This is a genomic window from Pseudoalteromonas amylolytica, assembly GCF_001854605.1.
GTDB classification, from domain to species: Bacteria; Pseudomonadota; Gammaproteobacteria; order Enterobacterales; family Alteromonadaceae; genus Pseudoalteromonas; species Pseudoalteromonas amylolytica.
In genome coordinates this window covers 961,659-978,909 of the sequence record NZ_MKJU01000025.1, presented here as the reverse complement: position 1 = coordinate 978,909, position 17,251 = coordinate 961,659, and the positions used below count along the sequence as shown (strand labels likewise).

Below are 17,251 nucleotides of genomic sequence, written 5' to 3'. Positions count from 1 at the left end.
TCAATGATAAAAGCGGGATGGAATAATTGGTACTCATCCCGCCATAACGGCTGTTTACATAGCGTTATATTCATCTTCCCAGAAAAACTTCTCTTGCCCAAACGCGGGCTTTAAATCACATAACCATGTTGCCTTTTCGTCATATTTAGCGAAAAAGGGCTGTTGCACCCAATCAGGGTTGCGGGCTTGAATAAAACGTAGCACAAATACCTTTTCCCCATTAATATCTGCAACGCCGCTTACCTCTACTTTACCTGGGCCGGCGCTCATAGATGGGCCACGAACCGTTCTGCTCACGCCTGAGACTTGTTTATAGGCATCGCGAAATATTTCCCACGTTTTATAAAGTGGTATTTCAAAATACCTTTTCGCACCGGTATCGCGTTCGATAAACATGTAGTAGGGGATCATGCCCAGTTGAGTTTGCTCTTTCCACATTTGTGACCACATATCTGCATCAACATTTATATGGTTGAGCAAAGGTGCCTGCGTGCGGATCTGCACGCCGGATTTTCGCAGCAGTCGAATTGCTTCTTTTGTCACTTCAGAACGTAGCTCTTGCTTGTGGTTAATATGCGCCATGATTGACACATGTTTGCCTGCATCAACCAGCTCTTTGAGTAATGCCAGTAGCTCTTTGGCATCAGGATCTGTCACATATCTAAACGGCCAAAAAGTGAGAGACTTGGTGCCGATACGAATCGTTTTAATATGATCAAAACGCGACTCTTTAAGTGCTTCTAAATACTTACGCAACTTAACGGTACGCATCACCATAGGGTCACCACCGGTCATCAACAAGTCTGTGACTTCTTTATTGGTACTTAAGTAATTGTGAAGTAAATCTGCGTCATTATTATTAAAGCGGGTTGCTTTGCCTACAAACTGTGCCCATCGAAAACAAAATGTACAGTAAGAGTGGCAGTATTGCCCTTGAGAAGGGAAAAATAATACGGTTTCTTTGTATTTGTGTTGGATGCCTTCAACACGCTCGCCTTCAAACTGTGGGACGTTTTTCTCCATCTGCCCGGCTGGGTGAGGGTTGAGTTTGTGGCGGATCTCAGTGGCAAGTTCGAACACTTCATCAGGTGTGTGCGAGCGCTTCAATAAAGCGGCCATTTGCTCGTATGATTCGTCATCTAACATACCGCGTTGTGGGAATGTCAGTTGAAAAATTGGATCATCAGGTACTTTATGCCAGTCAATTAGCTCTTCAATAACAAAGTTATTCACGCGGAATGGAAAGACGTTTGCAACGACCTTCATCTCAAAGCGCAAATGCTCAGGAAGTTTATCTAGTTGTTCAATTTTGTCGATTTGGCGATGTTGATAAACTTTAAACCTTGGCGCTTGATACGCTTGTGCAGGTTGTAAATGAACGGTTTGCTGCATAAATCCTCGTACTTTTACTGGTTGCTGTGTAAAAGCAATACATTGTAACAGCTTTTGCCAAGCAAGTTTACCTAACTGTACCAAATAAGATCACAATTAGGCGAAGCAAAGTGATTTCGCCTAATAACAGTTAATATTGCTGTTGCTCTATAGCTTGGTATATGGCGTTAGCTAAACGCTCGATATCCTCAGTGGGTGTTATGTAAGGCGGCATAATGTAAATCAGCTTGCCAAATGGCCTTATCCATATTCCCTGCTCAACAAAAAACCTTTGTATTTTAGCTACATCGACATTTTTGTCTATTTCAACAACACCAATTGCGCCTAATGTTCTAACATTGGTCACTTCATCTAATGCTTCACAGCGTTTTAGCGTGCTCATCGCTTGGTTGATACGGGTAATTTGTTGCTGCCAGTTAGTTTCAATCAATAAGTCAATACTGGCGTTTGCAACTGCACAGGCCAAAGGGTTTCCCATAAAAGTAGGACCATGCATGAGCACACCCGCTTCGCCTTCACTGATACCAATGGCTACTTTTTCAGTTGTGAGTGTTGCCGACAATGTCATTGTGCCACCGGTAAGTGCTTTACCAATACACATTATATCAGGGCTAATATTGGCGTGTTCACAGGCAAATAGCTTTCCAGTTCGGCCAAAACCTGTGGCTATTTCATCCAATATAAGTAACACATCATACTTATCACATAACTCTCTGAGTTTGGCTAAATAAGTAGGGTTGTAGAAATTCATGCCGCCAGCGTTTTGCACAATCGGTTCGATGATGAAGGCTGCAACTTCACGATGGTGTGTATGAAACGCCTGTTCTAACTGTTCAAGTTCGGCCAAATCAACAGGACCGCCGAACTTAGCCCGTGGCGCGTTTACAAAAACGTGTTCAGGCAAAAAGCCTTGATACATACTGTGCATTGAATTTACAGGGTCGCAGACACTCATCGCAGCAAAGGTATCACCGTGATAACCTTTTTGTGCGGTCATCAACTTATTCTTTTGCGTGTTGCCTTTGCTTATCCAATACTGCAGCGCCATCTTTATTGCCACCTCTACACTCACAGAGCCACTATCAGCGAGAAACACTCGATTTAATGGTTCTGGCGTGATTGCAACGAGTTTTTTGCATAATTCAACTGCGGGCGCATGAGTAATACCACCAAACATAACATGGCTCATAGTTTGGGCTTGTTGAGTAATTGCGCTTACCAATTTAGGATGGTTATAGCCATGAATTGCACTCCACCAAGATGCCATACCATCGATTAACACCTCGCCAGTATCAAGGTATAACTTATTCTGGTCTGTATGTGTTACTCCGTAAGATGGAAGGGGGTTGAGCATGGAAGTATAGGGGTGCCAGATATATTTTTTATCAAATTCTTTATCTATTGCTCGAAAATCACTCATTGGTAAACCTTTGCTAACTGGTTGGCGTTGACAATACTACGCCAGAAAGTAGACTAAGCCAATCACCGTCAAGTTAACTGCATCATTTTTAAGCAGTGATGTTTTACAATAAAAGAGAAAATAACAATGGCCACAGTTCGTCACGATTGGACTCATGAAGAAGTAAAAGCACTATTTGAAATGCCGTTTAATGATTTGCTATTTAAAGCGGCCAGCATTCACCGTGAGAACTTTAACCCCAACGAAGTGCAGATCTCGACACTGTTATCTATTAAAACAGGTGCTTGCCCAGAAGATTGTAAATATTGTCCACAGTCAGGGTATTATAAAACGGATCTAGAGCGTGAGCGCTTGATGGAAGTTGAAAAGGTAGTTGAGCAAGCGCGTTTAGCAAAACAAAAAGGCGCAACGCGTTTTTGTATGGGCGCTGCGTGGTCAGACCCAAAAGACAGAGATATGCCATACATAGAAAAGATGGTGCGCGAAGTAAAAGATCTAGGCTTAGAAACCTGTATGACACTTGGCATGCTAGACAATGATAAGGCCCATGCGCTTAAAGATGCGGGTCTGGATTACTACAACCATAACCTAGATACGTCTCCTGAGTACTACCAGCAAATCATCACAACTCGAACTTATCAAGACCGTTTAGATACCATTGATAACGTACGTGATGCAGGCATGAAAGTATGTTCAGGTGGTATTGTTGGTATGGGCGAGCAAGCAGCGGACCGTTTTGGTCTGTTAATGCAACTTGCAAACCTACCACAACAACCTGAAAGTGTGCCAATCAACATGTTGGTTAAAGTCAAAGGCACGCCGTTGGAGGATGTTGAAGATTTAGATCATTTCGAGTTTATTCGTACTATCGCTGTTGCACGTATTATGATGCCAAAAAGTTATGTTCGTTTGTCAGCGGGGCGTACAGCAATGAATGAACAGATGCAGTCAATGTGCTTTTTCGCGGGCGCAAACTCAATCTTTTATGGCGATAAATTGCTAACTACTGAGAATCCTGAAGCAGATGCGGATATGAACCTGCTTAAAAAGCTAGGCATGAAACCTGAAGAGCGTCACGATTATTCAGATGAAGCGTACGAAGCATCGCTCTCGTCAGCCATTGCGGACAAAGCAACTTCTGAGCTGTTTTACGAAGCAAATTAATGGCGTTTGAGTATATACAACAAAGCTTAGCTGCGCGTAAAGAGCAAACTTTACTTAGAAGTAGGGTATTGGTTCAGCATAGCAATGCGCGCAGTATAACGATTGCTGGCAAGTCATATTTAAATTTTGCCAGCAACGATTATCTAGGGCTTGCTGATCAAAGTTTAGAGGGTAATCACGGTACCACGGGCAGCAGAAGCTCAGCCTTGGTCACGGGCTATCAGCAAGTACACAAGCAGCTGGAAGATAGATTGTGCGAGTTACTCGGCTATGAGTCTGCGCTGCTATTTAGCACCGGCTTTAGCGCTAACTCCAGCGTATTAAAAGCGTTGTTTAATGACAGCGCGCCACTGCAAAACTGTGCTATTTTTCAAGATAAACTTAACCATGCCAGCTTAATTGATGGTGCTTTGCAAAGCACCGCAAAGCATATCCGCTTCAATCACAATGATATGGGCCACTTGCGTTCTCGATTAGAAAAATCAGCAGCAAGCAATAAGCTTATTATCAGCGAAGGTGTGTTTTCAATGGATGGCGACAAAGCACCACTGGAAGCTTTGTTTAAGCTCAAGCAGCAACATAATGCATGGTTGATGTTAGATGATGCGCACGCTTTTGGGGTGGTTGGGGAGCATGGTTTAGGCTCTTGTGAGCGCTATCACGAGAAACCAGAAATACTGGTGATCACCTTCGGAAAAGCCATGGCTAGCCAAGGTGCAGCAGTACTGACTAGCAAAGCTGTGGCTGATTATATGTTGCAGTACAACCGCGATTATATCTATTCGACCTCGATGTCACCTTTGATGGTAGATGCTGCTCGTTTTCAACTAGAGCGTCTAGTGAAAGCTGATAATGAACGAGCGAAGTTGAATGAAAATATCACCTTGTTTAAATCGCTGGCAGAGCAAGCGAGCATCGCTTTGATGTCGTCGGATACCGCTATCCAGCCTGTTGTGTTAGGGAGCGCTGAAAATGTTCTCAATGCGCAGCGTGCGTTACAACAAAAGGGCATTTGGCTTGGTGCAATTCGCCCACCAACCGTACCGGCTAACACTGCTCGGTTGAGGATCACGTTGACCGCGGCACATACGCACGATGATATTCGTTTTCTGGTCCAGCAACTTGAGGGTTTGCTATGAATGCAATATTACAAGATGTGCAACTTGCTTCCTCGAGCCTCAAGCAAAGCACTGCACACAGGTTCTCAAAAGCTGCACAGTGTTACCAGCATCACGCAAGAGTGCAACAGCAAGCCGCCAAACAACTTTTTACAATGCTGCAAAGTGGTCATGATTGCCTATTGGATTTAGGAGCTGGGCCTTTATTACATCATGATAGTCTTGCACGACATGCGTCCCATGTTGTGAATATGGATTTAAGTCATGGTATGTTACAGCAGGGCCATAGCGACGCATGGCGCATATGTGCAGATATGGACCGTTTACCCTTGCAAGAAAAGAGTATCTCTGCGGTATTTTCAAATTTTGCGATACAGTGGAGCAGCTCACCCGCGCAGTTATTTAAAGAGTTGAGCCGCGTGTGCAAACCCGGTGCTCAATTGGTTATGTCTAGCGTGTTAGATGGGTCACTCAAGGAGATTGCACAAGCGTGGCAAATGTTAGATAGCCGCTGTCATGTAAATCAATTTCTTAACCTTGAGCAGCTGCAACAGTTTGCAACCAGTGCAGGCTTTGAGGTTAAAACAGCACAACAGGTTTGTTTGAAAGACCGCTTTGCAACGCCCAAAGAGGCGTTTAAATCGGTAAAACATATCGGTGCCAACCAAATCCAGTCACGAGATGGTAAACCAAGCGGCTTAATGGGTAAAAAACGATTTGGCCAGTTGTTGTCTGGTTATCCGCTTGAGAACGAACAGGCCGTGGTAAGTTACGAGGTCGCAATTATGGAGCTTATCAAGCTATGAGTGCATTTTTTATTACTGGTACAGATACCGAAGTGGGTAAAACCCATATCACAGCACTGCTGCTAAAGTTTTTAGCACAGCACAAGCGCCAAGCGATTGGCTTTAAGCCCATCGCCGCAGGCGCTGAAGAGGCATTTGGTCAGCTAGTGAATGATGACGCACTAACGCTTATGGAGTCAGCCAACGTACATGGCAAATACGAGCAAATAAACCCAATTTGCTTAGCGCCACCGATTGCACCACACATTGCGGCCCAGCAAGCAGGTATAGAAATCACCCTAGACGAGCTGAGTCATCACTATCATGAGCTTGCAAAACTAGGTGCTGAGTTCACCTTGGTGGAGGGCGCTGGTGGTTGGGCTTTACCGATCAACGATAGCCAATACTTGTGTGATTGGGTACAAGAAGAACAACTGCCTGTGATCTTAGTTGTCGGGATGAAGTTGGGGTGTTTAAATCACGCTATATTGACCACTCATGCTTTAAAAGCACAAGGTGTAAAGTGTGTTGGCTGGGTTGCAAACCAAGTTGACCCGAACATGGCTAATTTTGACGAAAACCTTGAAAGCCTTCGTAAACGTATTGATGCGCCGTTACTTGCGGTTGCGCCTTACAGTGAAGAAAAAGCAAAATTACAAATTTACGCGGCATTAACGGATTTATTTGGTATTCATTTATAGGCCAACACATGTTGGCCTATATGCTACTCAGTTGATGCGTTTTCGCCATGCTGTTTTAAATAATTGGGTAGTAAATGCTCGACGATTTCTTTGGCGGCAATGGTGTAACGAACACCATTGAACATTACTGATGTGTGTTCATGAATACCTGTGATCCCTGTTAAGGTCCAACCTTCACCGCGCTCAGGGCACAGCACCTTGGTAGTTGGAGGAATAACTTTAAATTCGTCTGACATACAGCACTCCACGTTAGACTTATTTTTGCCTGCTAGTTTATACTATTTTGGCAAATTGCCAATCAGGACCTACCAACAATGCGTTTTACCACACCAAGGCTTGTCCTCAAGTCTATTACCCATAAAGACGCATTGGCATTGTATAGTGTTCTAAACGACCCACTGGTTGCCCAATACAACGATTATGGTGAGTCTTTATCTCATGAGCAGATAAAAGACTTGATCCAATGGGACTTGGAGCAGGGCTACTTAGGGTTGGGGTGCCGCATGGCGATTACCAATGCTCAAGGGCTATTGCTTGGCACTGTTGGGTTATATGACTTTGATGCTGATAAGCAAAGCGTAAACATTGGTTTTGAGTTGGCCAGTGCCCATTGGCGGCATGGTTATATGAGTGAAGCTGTTCAGTGCATACTGGCAAACATCGGTCAATTGTTAAATATATCTTCTGATATCAGTGTGTTTGCGCACCTTGATGAAAACAACGAGCGCTCAGCAAAATTACTATTGAAATTGGGATTTAGCAAACAATCTGACAATTTATATCGCAAATTATTAACTGCCTAACCATACTAAATAGCGCTTCTAGAACACATCTTACTATTGGATTGATTGTAGCTTATTACTGAGCAAACGTACCAGTGAATCAACATCCGAATGCTCATCGTTCAAACCTACAATCAAAGTCATGAAATAACAGTCCATCATGATATCGGCTTTATATGAGTCATAGGGTTGACCTTCGAATAGGGTATGCTTGAACGCTTCCAGCTGCTTACTGAAATAGTCGTGCTGCCACAAAATACCACCGATAAGCTCCTTACTAAACTCTCTATTGCTTAAGTAAAATTGATATAGAAATTTAGCATAGTGCCTAAGCCTCAGGCGTGGAGTGTGGAGCTTTTCAGATTGTGCGGCTTGGGCGAGTGTATCCTCGATTTTATCGTGCATAGCAGTTTTGAGAATATCTAACTTGGTAGGAAAGTGAGAAAAAACAGTGCCTGTGGCAACACCTGCCAGTTGAGATATTTGTCGCGTAGTAGTTTGCGCAAAACCTTGTTCATTAAAAAGCTGCCAACTGGCCTGTAGTATTTTATGTTTGGTTGATGTTTTTTTATTCATTTCATTACCAAATAGTTAGAGTTGAAGAGCATAACATAACGATAAAAAAATACCCAAAACACTTGAAATTGAGCGTGCTCATAAATAATAATGAGCATGCTCAATTTTGGGTTTCTTATCATTATGGAAGGTGTAATATGAATTTTTTGGGCTATGTGTTGTTTTTACCATTTATTGTTTTTTACAGCTACATCTTGGGGCCTGTACTTAAAGCTGTGTTGATCCCTGGAGGCTTGGCAATTTTACTGCTGATCATGGGGCCGAAGGCGTTTATATATCATATCAAACTGGCCCTTGATGATTACTAGGCAAACAAACCCGTAGAACTTACGTAGTTTTACAGCGCAGATTAGTTTAAAATTGGGTTTTTAGGCTTAGACAACTTCCTAGGAGCCCACTATTTTAAGCGCAGCTAATGTCACCATGCAGTTTGGTGCAAAACCTCTTTTTGAGAATATTTCAGTAAAATTCGGCGACGGCAACCGCTATGGTCTGATCGGAGCAAACGGTTGTGGTAAGTCTACCTTCATGAAAATCCTTGGTGGTGAACTTGAACCTAGCACTGGTAATGTCAGTGTATCTCCAAACACCCGTTTGGCTAAGCTGAATCAGGATCAGTTCGCGTACGAACAATACAGTGTTATTGATACGGTAATTATGGGCCATAAAGAGCTGTGGGCCATCAAAGCTGAACGTGATCGCATCTACGCTTTGCCAGAAATGAGTGAAGAAGATGGCATGAAGGTCGCTGACCTAGAAACTGAATTTGCCGAAATGGATGGCTACTCAGCAGAGTCAAAAGCGGGTGAGTTGCTACTTGGCGTGGGTATCCCTACTGAACAGCACTATGGCCCAATGTCTGAAATTGCGCCGGGTTTTAAACTGCGCGTGCTACTTGCGCAAGTGCTATTTGCAGACCCTGATATCATGCTGTTGGACGAACCAACCAACAACTTGGATATTTACACCATTAAATGGCTTGAAGATGTATTGAACCAGCGTGATTGCACCATGTTGATCATCTCGCACGATCGTCACTTCCTAAACTCTGTATGTACGCACATGGCTGACATAGACTACGGTGAGTTACGCGTTTATCCGGGTAACTATGACGAATACATGTTTGCTGCAACGCAGGCCCGTGAAAAGTTACTGAACGAAAATGCTAAGAAGAAAGCGCAGATTGCTGAGTTACAGCAGTTTGTGTCGCGATTCTCAGCAAATGCCTCTAAGGCAAAACAAGCAACATCACGTGCTAAGCAAATTGATAAAATCCAGCTTGATGAAGTGAAAGCATCATCTCGTCAGTCACCATTTATTCGTTTTGAGCAATCAAAGCAACTATTCCGTAATGCATTGGAGATCGGTGGCCTATCTCAGGGTTTTGAGAACACCTTGTTTTCGGGTGTGGACGCGTTAGTTGAAGTGGGTGAACGCATTGCGGTTATCGGTGAAAACGGTGTGGGTAAAACAACTTTGCTAAATACCCTAGCAGGGCGCTTGGCACCCAAATCAGGGGAGTTTAAATGGTCTGAAAATGCCAACATTGGTTACTACGCGCAAGACCATGCCGATGAATTTGAAAAAGACCTCAATGTGTTTCAATGGATGGAACAATGGCAACAAGAAGGCGATGATGAGCAGGTGGTGCGCAGTTACCTTGGTCGTATGTTGTTCTCACAAAATGACATTAAAAAGTCTGTAAAGGTGCTATCAGGTGGTGAACAGGGTCGTATGTTATTTGGTAAGTTAATGATGCATAAGCATAATATTTTGCTTATGGATGAACCTACCAACCACATGGATATGGAATCTATTGAAGCGCTTAACTTAGCGTTGGAACAATACGAAGGCACTTTGTTCTTCGTTTCTCACGATAGACAGTTTGTATCTTCGCTTGCCACCAGAGTGTGGGAGATCAAAGACGGTAAGGTTATTGATTTCAGAGGCACCTATGAAGAATATTTAGCGACCCAAGAGCAAGCTAAGTAATACTCGAGAAAACCGCGCCAACAGCGCGGTTTTTTTATTTATTTTTAATTTATAAAATGTGCTAAACCGAAATCAGTACGCAGTGACATCGCAACACATAGGCGGTGTTGACCAGCCTTAAAATAATGGTATTACGTGGCTGATTAGGTATAATAGCGCGCAAAAATTTAGGTCATATTGAGTACCCCAATTATTGCTCAAAATGACGTATCGTTACTGTATCGTTTAACTTAACACCGAGGATTTATTATGACGGTTGGCATTATCATGGGTTCAAAGTCAGATTGGCCTACTATGGCGCACGCAGCAGATATGTTGGACAAATTTGGCATCGAATACGAAACAAAAGTTGTTTCAGCACACCGTACTCCTCAACTATTAGCTGACTATGCCTCAAGTGCTGCACAGCGTGGTATCAAAGTGATTATTGCCGGTGCCGGCGGCGCTGCGCACTTACCTGGTATGGCTGCGGCGTTTACTAGCCTGCCAGTACTAGGTGTACCAGTTAAATCAAAAACACTTAATGGCGTAGACTCACTGCTATCAATTTGCCAAATGCCAAAAGGCGTAGCGGTTGGTACTTTGGCAATTGGTGATGCAGGTGCTGCAAACGCGGGTTTGTTAGCTGCACAGATCCTCGGTTGTCAGCAACCAGAGATTTTTGCCAAAGTTGAAGCGTTCCGCAAAGAACAAACAGAGACTGTGTTAGCCAACCCAAACCCTGCTGAGTAATATGAATATTCTTGTTTTAGGAGCGGGGCAACTTGCTCGCATGATGAGTTTATCTGCTACTCATTTAGACCTACATGTGCTTGCGTATGATGTAGGATCAAAGCAGGTAATTGATCCAGTAACTTTTGTAACAACAGATTTTACACTGGAACACGCTATTTCTCGAAGCCATGCCATTACAGCGGAGTTTGAGCACATCCCACATGATGTACTGACGCTGTGCGCGCAAAGTGGCAAGTTTTACCCAGGTGCTGAGGCTATCGCAACAGGTGGTGACAGAGCAAAAGAAAAAGCACTGCTAGATAAAGCCAAAGTTGCTTGTGCACCTTATCAGTTGATCACACAAAAGAGTCACTTTTTGAGTGCGATTGAGCGTTTAGGTATGCCTCTGGTTGTAAAAACCTGTCAGGCAGGCTACGACGGTAAAGGCCAATGGCGTGTTAAAAGCCAAAATGATGTGGAACAGATTTGGTCAGAAATGGCTGAGTTTATCGCCTCTGGTACAGAGCATGCACCGCATTCTATCATTGCTGAGAAAATGATCCCTTTTGACCGTGAAGTGTCAATCATAGGTGTAAGAGATAAGCAAGGACAGTGTAAAACCTATCCACTGACAGAAAATCAACATACAAATGGCGTGTTGACCCTGTCTATTGCTGGCAAAGAGAAACACGAAATTGAGCAGCAAGCACAAGATGCATTTAATGCCATAGCAAATGCCTTGGATTATGTTGGTGTATTGGCAATTGAGTTTTTTGATGTGCAAGGCACCTTGCTGGTGAATGAAATTGCGCCGCGCGTTCATAACTCGGGACACTGGACGCAACAAGGGTGCCATGTGAGCCAGTTTGAAAATCATATGCGTGCCGTGGCAGGTTTACCACTAGGTTCAACAGAATTGCTAAGGCCTACGGCGATGATCAATGTGTTAGGGCAGCCTGCAATTGCACATTCAGTACTCGCGGTGCCTGACACCACCAGTCATTGGTACTCCAAAGCGGCCAAACCAGGTCGTAAGATGGGCCATATCAATGTTTCAGGTAAAGATCTCAAGCAATTGGGTGAGCGCTTGGATGAGTTAGCTGCGATTTTGCCCGAACAAGATTATCCCGGCGTTAAAGCCACCGCGTGCAGTTTAATTGGCGCTTAAGTAACATGAAACCGAGCTTTTTGCTCGGTTTTTTTTATAAATAGTGATGTCGCTATGCTCCCAATACAAGCTGTTCAATACGTCTTTATTGGCTTATTTATATTAAGCTTTGCGCCTTTTGTTAGCCCAACTTTGGCATTGGGGCTTGGTGTTGGCTTTGCTTGGCTTTTGGGCAACCCATTTGAGCAGCTCAGTAACCTGTGGAGTAAATGGTTGCTGAAAGTAGCGGTGATAGGCCTTGGTTTCAACGTTAATATCCAAGAAATCATTGAAGTTGGTCGCAGCTCATTGGTTTTAACCATTGTTAGCATAACAGCCATCATTGGCTTGGGAGAAATCCTTACACAGGCATTTCGACTCAATCGCAATACCGGGGTGCTTATTTCTTTTGGTACTGCCATTTGTGGAGGCAGTGCCATAGCTGCTATGGCGCCGGTGATAAAAGCCAAACAACATGAAATAGCAGTGGCACTAGCCGTGGTGTTTTCTCTTAACGCGATTGGATTAGTGTTATTTCCATGGCTTGGACGTGCACTTATGCTCAGTGATGAGCAATTTGCACTGTGGGCAGCATTGGCAATACATGATACCAGTAGTGTGGTGGCGGCTGCAGCTACATATGGCCCTGTGGCGGTTGGTATTGCCACGACGATAAAACTGACTCGCGCCATGTGGATCATTCCGTATACAGCGGCGGCAGGTGTATTTTGGCGCAGTGAAGAGCGTGCCAGCATTCCACTTTTTATTTTTGGCTTTTTATTGGCTGCGCTGTGTAACAGCTATTTTCCTCATTTTAATGAACTATGGCAGACGCTATACATCGGTGCAAAGCATGTATTAGTTGCAACCTTATTTTTGATTGGCGCAGGGGTATCAAAAGCAGTTATAAAACAAACTGGTTGGCGAGTTTTTGCCATGGCAATCGTGCTATGGGTCATCGTTAGTGCGGTGCTGTTACTACTCATTCTTGACGGTTTAATACAATAATTACGAATTTTTTTGAACTGTTTTATGTTTCTGTAGTCCTATACTTTGAGGCGTGGATAGGCCTCATTTCATAATCGTTGTCCATCAACGACTATGTGAGCGCAGAGAGTATTTGGCCAGTATCACTTACTGGCCTTTTTTTTGTCTCGAAACTCGGTCATTAATCTTAAATTACATGAATTTCCACGCCACATTTGATTTAATGGTAACAATATTACAATCAATAAGAAGCGCTATGATCAAACAATCAATCCTTTCGATTGCCGTGGCATCAAGTTTACTGCTCACGGGTTGTCAAACGACTCATCAAGCTGCAAAAAGCAGCGAAACAAAACAAAACTTTCAGCCTGTAGTTGCAACACCTGTAGATTTTGGTGGCGAGAATATCACACTTGAGCAAGCTATGGCGCACCCTGATTGGCTGGGTCGACAGCCAGAAAGCGCCTTTTGGGCAGCTGATAGCAAGACGGTAATTTTTGAGCGCAAGCAACAAGGTAATGAACTTAGGGATACCTTCTCTGTTACTGTTGATACAATCAGTGGCTTTACGCCAAACCAAGTTCAACTTAGCCAGCTACATACCATCGGCGCTGACGATGCAATTTACTCTAAAGACGGTAAATATCAGGCCTACACCTTTGAAGGGAATATATTCTTAAAAACCATTGCTAGTGGCGCAATCACGCAGCTAACCCATAGTTCAGAGCGTGAGTCTAGCCTACAATTTTTACTCACAGGTGAATTATCTTATCGTATCGATAACACCTTCTATAAAATTGACTTAGCGACCGGGCGCTCTGTGGAACTTGTTAAGTTGCACTTGAGTGATGAGCCTGCCGGTTTAAAAGAACCCAGTAGCTATATTGCGAAAGAACAGCACAAGTTAATAGAGTTTGTTGCGTTACAACACAAAAATAAAGCGGATAAGCAAACACGTACAGAGCAACTTAAAGCACAAAATAGCACGCTTGCCGACAATCACATCTACCTTGGCAAAGGAAAGCAACTTTTTGAAGTCAGCCTCTCTCCAAAAGGTGACAAGCTAATAGCGGTTATTGGTGATAAGCGCACTTGGCGAGATGAGGGCGATATCATGCCAAACTATGTTAGCCAAGATGGACACATAGAATCTGTGCCAGCCCGACGCAAGGTCGCAGATGCGAAAAGTCACTCTTCAGAAGTCGTCTTTATCGATCTATTAAAACAGACACATACCACATTGGCATATGACACTTTGCCTGGTTTTGACGAAGATGTACTTGCTGCGGTTAAAAAAGAAAACGCAGCTCGTGATGGCAAAAAGTATGAGTCTAAAAAGCAGCCCAGAGATATCAACCTGCTACGCCAAAGAGGGCAAGACGCGATACAGTGGAACAGCACGGGTGAGCAGGTAGCATTGATGCTTGAAGCATGGGATAACAAAGACCGCTGGATAGCAACAATTGACTTTGCGAAGCAAGCGCTTGTGTCGCAGCATCGTTTACATGATGATGCCTGGATAAACTACGCCCATAATGACTTTGGTTGGTTTAATAACAGCGATACGCTGTATTACTTATCAGAGCAAAGTGGCTATAGCCACATCTATACTAAGCCGTTACAGGGCAAAGCTAAACAACTGACCAAAGGCCAATATGTTGTTTCAGATCTGACCTTGAGTAAAGATGACAATCACATCTATTTTAAGGCAAATATTGAGCATCCTGGGTTGTATGAAATCTACCGTGTAAATACCCAAACGAACCAACGCGTACAGCTCACCAACTTAGATGGCATGACGGATTACAGCTTAAGCCCAGATGAAAGCCAGCTTTTACTTACTCATTCTAAAATCATGATGCCGCAAGAGTTATATGTGTCAAAAGTGGCGCCAAATGCGACAGCTACACGTGTGACAAACACGGTGTCCGAGGCGTTTTTAGAGAAGAAGCTGATAGCGCCAAAAATTGTTGCCGTTCCTTCGAGCCATGGTGAACAGCCAGTGTATGCCAAGGTGTATTACCCTGCAGACTATGTGGAGGGGGAACAGGATAAAAAGCGCAAAGCGGTTATCTTCAATCACGGTGCAGGCTATCTGCAAAACTCTCACATGGGTTGGTCAGTTTACTTTAGGGAGTTTATGTTCCACTCACTGCTAGCAAGCGAGGGATATGTGGTCATGGATATGGACTATAGAGCGTCAAAAGGCTATGGCCGTGATTGGCGTACCGCAATATATCGCCATATGGGTAAGCCAGAAGTTGAAGATTTGGCCGATGGTGTAAAATGGATGGTTGAGAATGCCAATGTTGACCAACAAGCCGTGGGAACTTACGGTGGATCGTACGGCGGTTTCATGACCTTTATGGGGTTGTTTACTCAACCCGATTTATTCAAAGCTGGAGCCGCGATAAGACCTGTAACAGATTGGGCGTATTACAATCGCGGTTATACATCGAATATTTTGAACCATCCAGATGTTGACCCAATCGCCTATGAGCGCAGTTCGCCAATTTACTTTGCAGAGGGCTTAAAAAACGAGTTGCTGATCAACGCCCCTATGTTGGATGACAATGTGTTCTTCCAAGATGTTGTTCGTCTTGTACAGCGCTTGATAGAACTTGAGAAAACGGGTTTTGAAACCGCAATTTATCCAGTAGAGCCGCATGGTTTTAGACAGCCATCGAGTTGGTTGGATGAATACCGACGCATTCACAAGCTGTTTAAAGAGAACCTTTAAACAATGAATGATCTTAACGCCAGCATATAAGCTGGCGTTTTTTATACAAAAGCGTGTGAAAATGGCATTGTATATTAGACTCTATACGAGATTTTATTAAAGGAATGCTGCGATGCGATTACCCACACTAATTATCACCTCATCTTTTTTACTTGGCTGCATGGAACAAAGTAACAACCAACCATCAGCATCTAACCAAGATACAACCCCCGTGGCAGCTTATGCCATGCTGGCACCTGGAAAGATTGGACAGACCTTAATATATGGACGGGTTGTTGTCCCGCAGGTGTTGAATGATGACAAGTCCTGCCCAGCCTTACAGGGTGATGATGGACGGATTATTCGAACCAAAAGGCGAAACTTTAGGCCTGATGTAACGTTATTTCCTGTGACTGTATGTGAGGCTGTATTAGCGCCAAATACGAGTTACACAGTGCAGGGTAGTACCTTGCGTCTTGCTGAAACGACACTCGCGCCGAAGCACATTCAAGTGTTTGGTGACACTGGGTGCAAGGAAAAAGTGTGCGACAACACACCTGCCGAGCCGTTCAAAACACTGGCGGATCTAGCTTCACAAAGCAGCAAAGATCTTATATTGCACATGGGTGATTTTAACTATCGTGGCACTTCAGGCAGCATCAGCGCAGACACGTATGCATATGACGCAGGTGATGGAGGGTATGGGGGGCCAACATGTGGGCTTGAAACTACCTACTACAGTCAAAACGCCAACAATAGCCCCAGACCAGACAGCTGGAACAGTTGGAAGGTAGATTTTTTTGAACCTGCTAGCAAATTAATGGCGACCGCACCTTGGGTGTTTGCAAGAGGAAACCATGAACTATGCTCAAGAGCTGGGGTGGGGTGGTTTTACTTTTTTGGACCCGGGGCGCAATTTGAAGACTCTGTTACGCAACAGGCTTGTCCAGATCAAGGGGATTATAATAACCCGCCAAAAACTGCCGCGCCTCATATTGCCATGATAGAACCCTATGGCTTAGAGCTGGATGATTTGAACTTATGGGTATTCGACTCTGCTAACGCCTGTGATGAGCTGGCTACAAATGATTTAACCGCACAATATACAGCACAGTTTGAACAACTAAACACCTTTGCTGATTCTGACAATGCAACTTGGATGATGACTCACAGACCCATATGGGGACTTAATAGCGCCACACCTTTGGATACGCTTAATATTCAACTGCAAACCGCACTCGCTAAAACGAAACAAGGTGTACTGCCTTCTCAAGTGGCATTGTCTCTATCCGGTCACATGCATATTTATCAGTCGGTTACATTTGAGCAGAACAGTCGAAGACCACCGCAAATCGTTGTGGGCAATAGTGGCGTTAGTTTGAGCAGCGACAGTGGTAACGAAAGTGTGACTGCTACTATCGATTCGCAGCAGGCAATGACCAATACGCAGGGTAAGTTTGGCTACCTTTCGTTGACAAAAGTCGCTAATACAAAACAATGGACAGGTGAGTTCATAGATACGCAAGGCGCTGTATTTATTACATGTAGCCTAGAAAGTGCCAAGCAAGGGCTACCTGTATGCGATAAAGCTAATTAATCCTTAATGATCTAAGGTGAATAGCGCAACAATCATGGATATAAAAATATTTATTGTTGAATTTGATACGCTTAAACATAATGTATTCAAAGCTTATCCCATGTCTTGTTGCGCTTTAAACTTTGCTATATGACAATACCTTACGAGAAGGTAGACC

At 43.8% G+C, this 17,251-nt stretch carries 16 protein-coding genes; 12 read left to right on the top strand and 4 right to left on the bottom strand.

The features are described 5' to 3' along the window. Nucleotides 1–54: 54 nt before the first annotated feature. Together BET10_RS10685 and bioA are read right to left on the bottom strand one after the other, a co-directional pair. Nucleotides 55–1,392 (bottom strand): KamA family radical SAM protein, encoded by a 1,338-nt coding sequence (locus BET10_RS10685; RefSeq protein WP_070985616.1) that lies wholly within the window; start codon nucleotides 1,390–1,392, stop codon nucleotides 55–57. A gap of 130 nt (nucleotides 1,393–1,522) precedes the next feature. After that, complete coding sequence (gene bioA / locus BET10_RS10680) at nucleotides 1,523–2,812, bottom strand: adenosylmethionine--8-amino-7-oxononanoate transaminase (protein WP_070985531.1); 1,290 nt, start codon at nucleotides 2,810–2,812, stop codon at nucleotides 1,523–1,525. Between the two features lie 120 nt (nucleotides 2,813–2,932). Here bioA and bioB point away from each other — a divergent pair, with 120 nt between their 5' ends. Genes bioB through bioD form a run of 4 tightly spaced genes read left to right on the top strand, consistent with a single transcriptional unit; the run spans nucleotide 2,933 to nucleotide 6,580 of the window. After that, nucleotides 2,933–3,976 carry a biotin synthase BioB gene (gene bioB / locus BET10_RS10675; protein WP_070985530.1) on the top strand — a complete coding sequence of 348 codons (1,044 nt, stop codon included), beginning with the start codon at nucleotides 2,933–2,935 and terminating at the stop codon, nucleotides 3,974–3,976. Beyond that, nucleotides 3,976–5,115 carry an aminotransferase class I/II-fold pyridoxal phosphate-dependent enzyme gene (locus BET10_RS10670; RefSeq protein WP_070985529.1) on the top strand — a complete coding sequence of 380 codons (1,140 nt, stop codon included), beginning with the start codon at nucleotides 3,976–3,978 and terminating at the stop codon, nucleotides 5,113–5,115. The genes bioB and BET10_RS10670 overlap by 1 nt, the downstream gene beginning before the upstream one ends. Beyond that, nucleotides 5,112–5,900: a methyltransferase domain-containing protein gene (locus tag BET10_RS10665; protein ID WP_070985528.1), complete on the top strand. Its 789-nt coding sequence runs from the start codon at nucleotides 5,112–5,114 to the stop codon at nucleotides 5,898–5,900. The genes BET10_RS10670 and BET10_RS10665 overlap by 4 nt, the downstream gene beginning before the upstream one ends. Next, nucleotides 5,897–6,580 (top strand): dethiobiotin synthase, encoded by a 684-nt coding sequence (gene bioD / locus BET10_RS10660; RefSeq protein ID WP_070985527.1) that lies wholly within the window; start codon nucleotides 5,897–5,899, stop codon nucleotides 6,578–6,580. The genes BET10_RS10665 and bioD overlap by 4 nt, the downstream gene beginning before the upstream one ends. 23 nt (nucleotides 6,581–6,603) lie before the next feature. Here bioD and BET10_RS10655 read toward each other — a convergent pair whose 3' ends face one another. Beyond that, a complete protein-coding gene (locus tag BET10_RS10655) occupies nucleotides 6,604–6,816 on the bottom strand; it encodes a hypothetical protein (RefSeq protein WP_070985526.1) in 213 nt (70 codons plus the stop codon). 78 nt (nucleotides 6,817–6,894) lie between these two features. On the opposite strand from BET10_RS10655, the gene BET10_RS10650 reads away from it, so the two are divergent. Beyond that, complete coding sequence (locus BET10_RS10650) at nucleotides 6,895–7,383, top strand: GNAT family N-acetyltransferase (RefSeq protein WP_070985525.1); 489 nt, start codon at nucleotides 6,895–6,897, stop codon at nucleotides 7,381–7,383. Between the two features lie 33 nt (nucleotides 7,384–7,416). On the opposite strand, the gene BET10_RS10645 is transcribed toward BET10_RS10650, so the two are convergent. After that, nucleotides 7,417–7,938 (bottom strand): TetR/AcrR family transcriptional regulator, encoded by a 522-nt coding sequence (locus BET10_RS10645; protein WP_070985524.1) that lies wholly within the window; start codon nucleotides 7,936–7,938, stop codon nucleotides 7,417–7,419. 137 nt (nucleotides 7,939–8,075) lie between these two features. Here BET10_RS10645 and BET10_RS21480 point away from each other — a divergent pair, with 137 nt between their 5' ends. The 7 genes from BET10_RS21480 to BET10_RS10615 all read left to right on the top strand — a co-directional run bounded on the left by BET10_RS21480 (nucleotide 8,076) and on the right by BET10_RS10615 (nucleotide 17,094). Continuing rightward, nucleotides 8,076–8,246, top strand: coding sequence for a hypothetical protein (locus tag BET10_RS21480; protein WP_170829133.1), 171 nt, complete (start codon nucleotides 8,076–8,078; stop codon nucleotides 8,244–8,246). A gap of 91 nt (nucleotides 8,247–8,337) precedes the next feature. Beyond that, complete coding sequence (locus BET10_RS10640; RefSeq protein ID WP_083330504.1) at nucleotides 8,338–9,930, top strand: ABC-F family ATPase; 1,593 nt, start codon at nucleotides 8,338–8,340, stop codon at nucleotides 9,928–9,930. A gap of 249 nt (nucleotides 9,931–10,179) precedes the next feature. Further along, on the top strand, nucleotides 10,180–10,662 hold the full coding sequence (gene purE / locus BET10_RS10635; protein ID WP_070985522.1) for a 5-(carboxyamino)imidazole ribonucleotide mutase: 483 nt from the start codon (nucleotides 10,180–10,182) through the stop codon (nucleotides 10,660–10,662). Between the two features lies 1 nt (nucleotide 10,663). Then, nucleotides 10,664–11,812: a 5-(carboxyamino)imidazole ribonucleotide synthase gene (locus BET10_RS10630; RefSeq protein WP_070985521.1), complete on the top strand. Its 1,149-nt coding sequence runs from the start codon at nucleotides 10,664–10,666 to the stop codon at nucleotides 11,810–11,812. 54 nt (nucleotides 11,813–11,866) lie between these two features. Continuing rightward, a complete protein-coding gene (locus BET10_RS10625) occupies nucleotides 11,867–12,799 on the top strand; it encodes a YeiH family protein (RefSeq protein WP_070985520.1) in 933 nt (310 codons plus the stop codon). A 235-nt stretch (nucleotides 12,800–13,034) separates the two neighbouring features. Then, nucleotides 13,035–15,518, top strand: coding sequence for a S9 family peptidase (locus BET10_RS10620; RefSeq protein ID WP_070985519.1), 2,484 nt, complete (start codon nucleotides 13,035–13,037; stop codon nucleotides 15,516–15,518). 112 nt (nucleotides 15,519–15,630) lie between these two features. After that, a complete protein-coding gene (locus BET10_RS10615; RefSeq protein WP_070985518.1) occupies nucleotides 15,631–17,094 on the top strand; it encodes a metallophosphoesterase in 1,464 nt (487 codons plus the stop codon). Nucleotides 17,095–17,251 lie beyond the last annotated feature (157 nt).

Bases quoted from the DNA above. Each gene is read 5' to 3' on its own strand.
- BET10_RS10685 (WP_070985616.1), bottom strand. From the start codon at position 1,392: ATGCAGCAAACCGTTCATTTACAACCTGCACAAGCGTATCAAGCGCCA.
- bioA (WP_070985531.1), bottom strand. From the start codon at position 2,812: ATGAGTGATTTTCGAGCAATAGATAAAGAATTTGATAAAAAATATATC.
- BET10_RS10670 (WP_070985529.1), top strand. From the start codon at position 3,976: ATGGCGTTTGAGTATATACAACAAAGCTTAGCTGCGCGTAAAGAGCAA.
- BET10_RS10665 (WP_070985528.1), top strand. From the start codon at position 5,112: ATGAATGCAATATTACAAGATGTGCAACTTGCTTCCTCGAGCCTCAAG.
- bioD (WP_070985527.1), top strand. From the start codon at position 5,897: ATGAGTGCATTTTTTATTACTGGTACAGATACCGAAGTGGGTAAAACC.
- BET10_RS10655 (WP_070985526.1), bottom strand. From the start codon at position 6,816: ATGTCAGACGAATTTAAAGTTATTCCTCCAACTACCAAGGTGCTGTGC.
- BET10_RS10650 (WP_070985525.1), top strand. From the start codon at position 6,895: ATGCGTTTTACCACACCAAGGCTTGTCCTCAAGTCTATTACCCATAAA.
- BET10_RS10645 (WP_070985524.1), bottom strand. From the start codon at position 7,938: ATGAATAAAAAAACATCAACCAAACATAAAATACTACAGGCCAGTTGG.
- BET10_RS21480 (WP_170829133.1), top strand. From the start codon at position 8,076: ATGAATTTTTTGGGCTATGTGTTGTTTTTACCATTTATTGTTTTTTAC.
- purE (WP_070985522.1), top strand. From the start codon at position 10,180: ATGACGGTTGGCATTATCATGGGTTCAAAGTCAGATTGGCCTACTATG.
- BET10_RS10630 (WP_070985521.1), top strand. From the start codon at position 10,664: ATGAATATTCTTGTTTTAGGAGCGGGGCAACTTGCTCGCATGATGAGT.
- BET10_RS10625 (WP_070985520.1), top strand. From the start codon at position 11,867: ATGCTCCCAATACAAGCTGTTCAATACGTCTTTATTGGCTTATTTATA.
- BET10_RS10620 (WP_070985519.1), top strand. From the start codon at position 13,035: ATGATCAAACAATCAATCCTTTCGATTGCCGTGGCATCAAGTTTACTG.
- BET10_RS10615 (WP_070985518.1), top strand. From the start codon at position 15,631: ATGCGATTACCCACACTAATTATCACCTCATCTTTTTTACTTGGCTGC.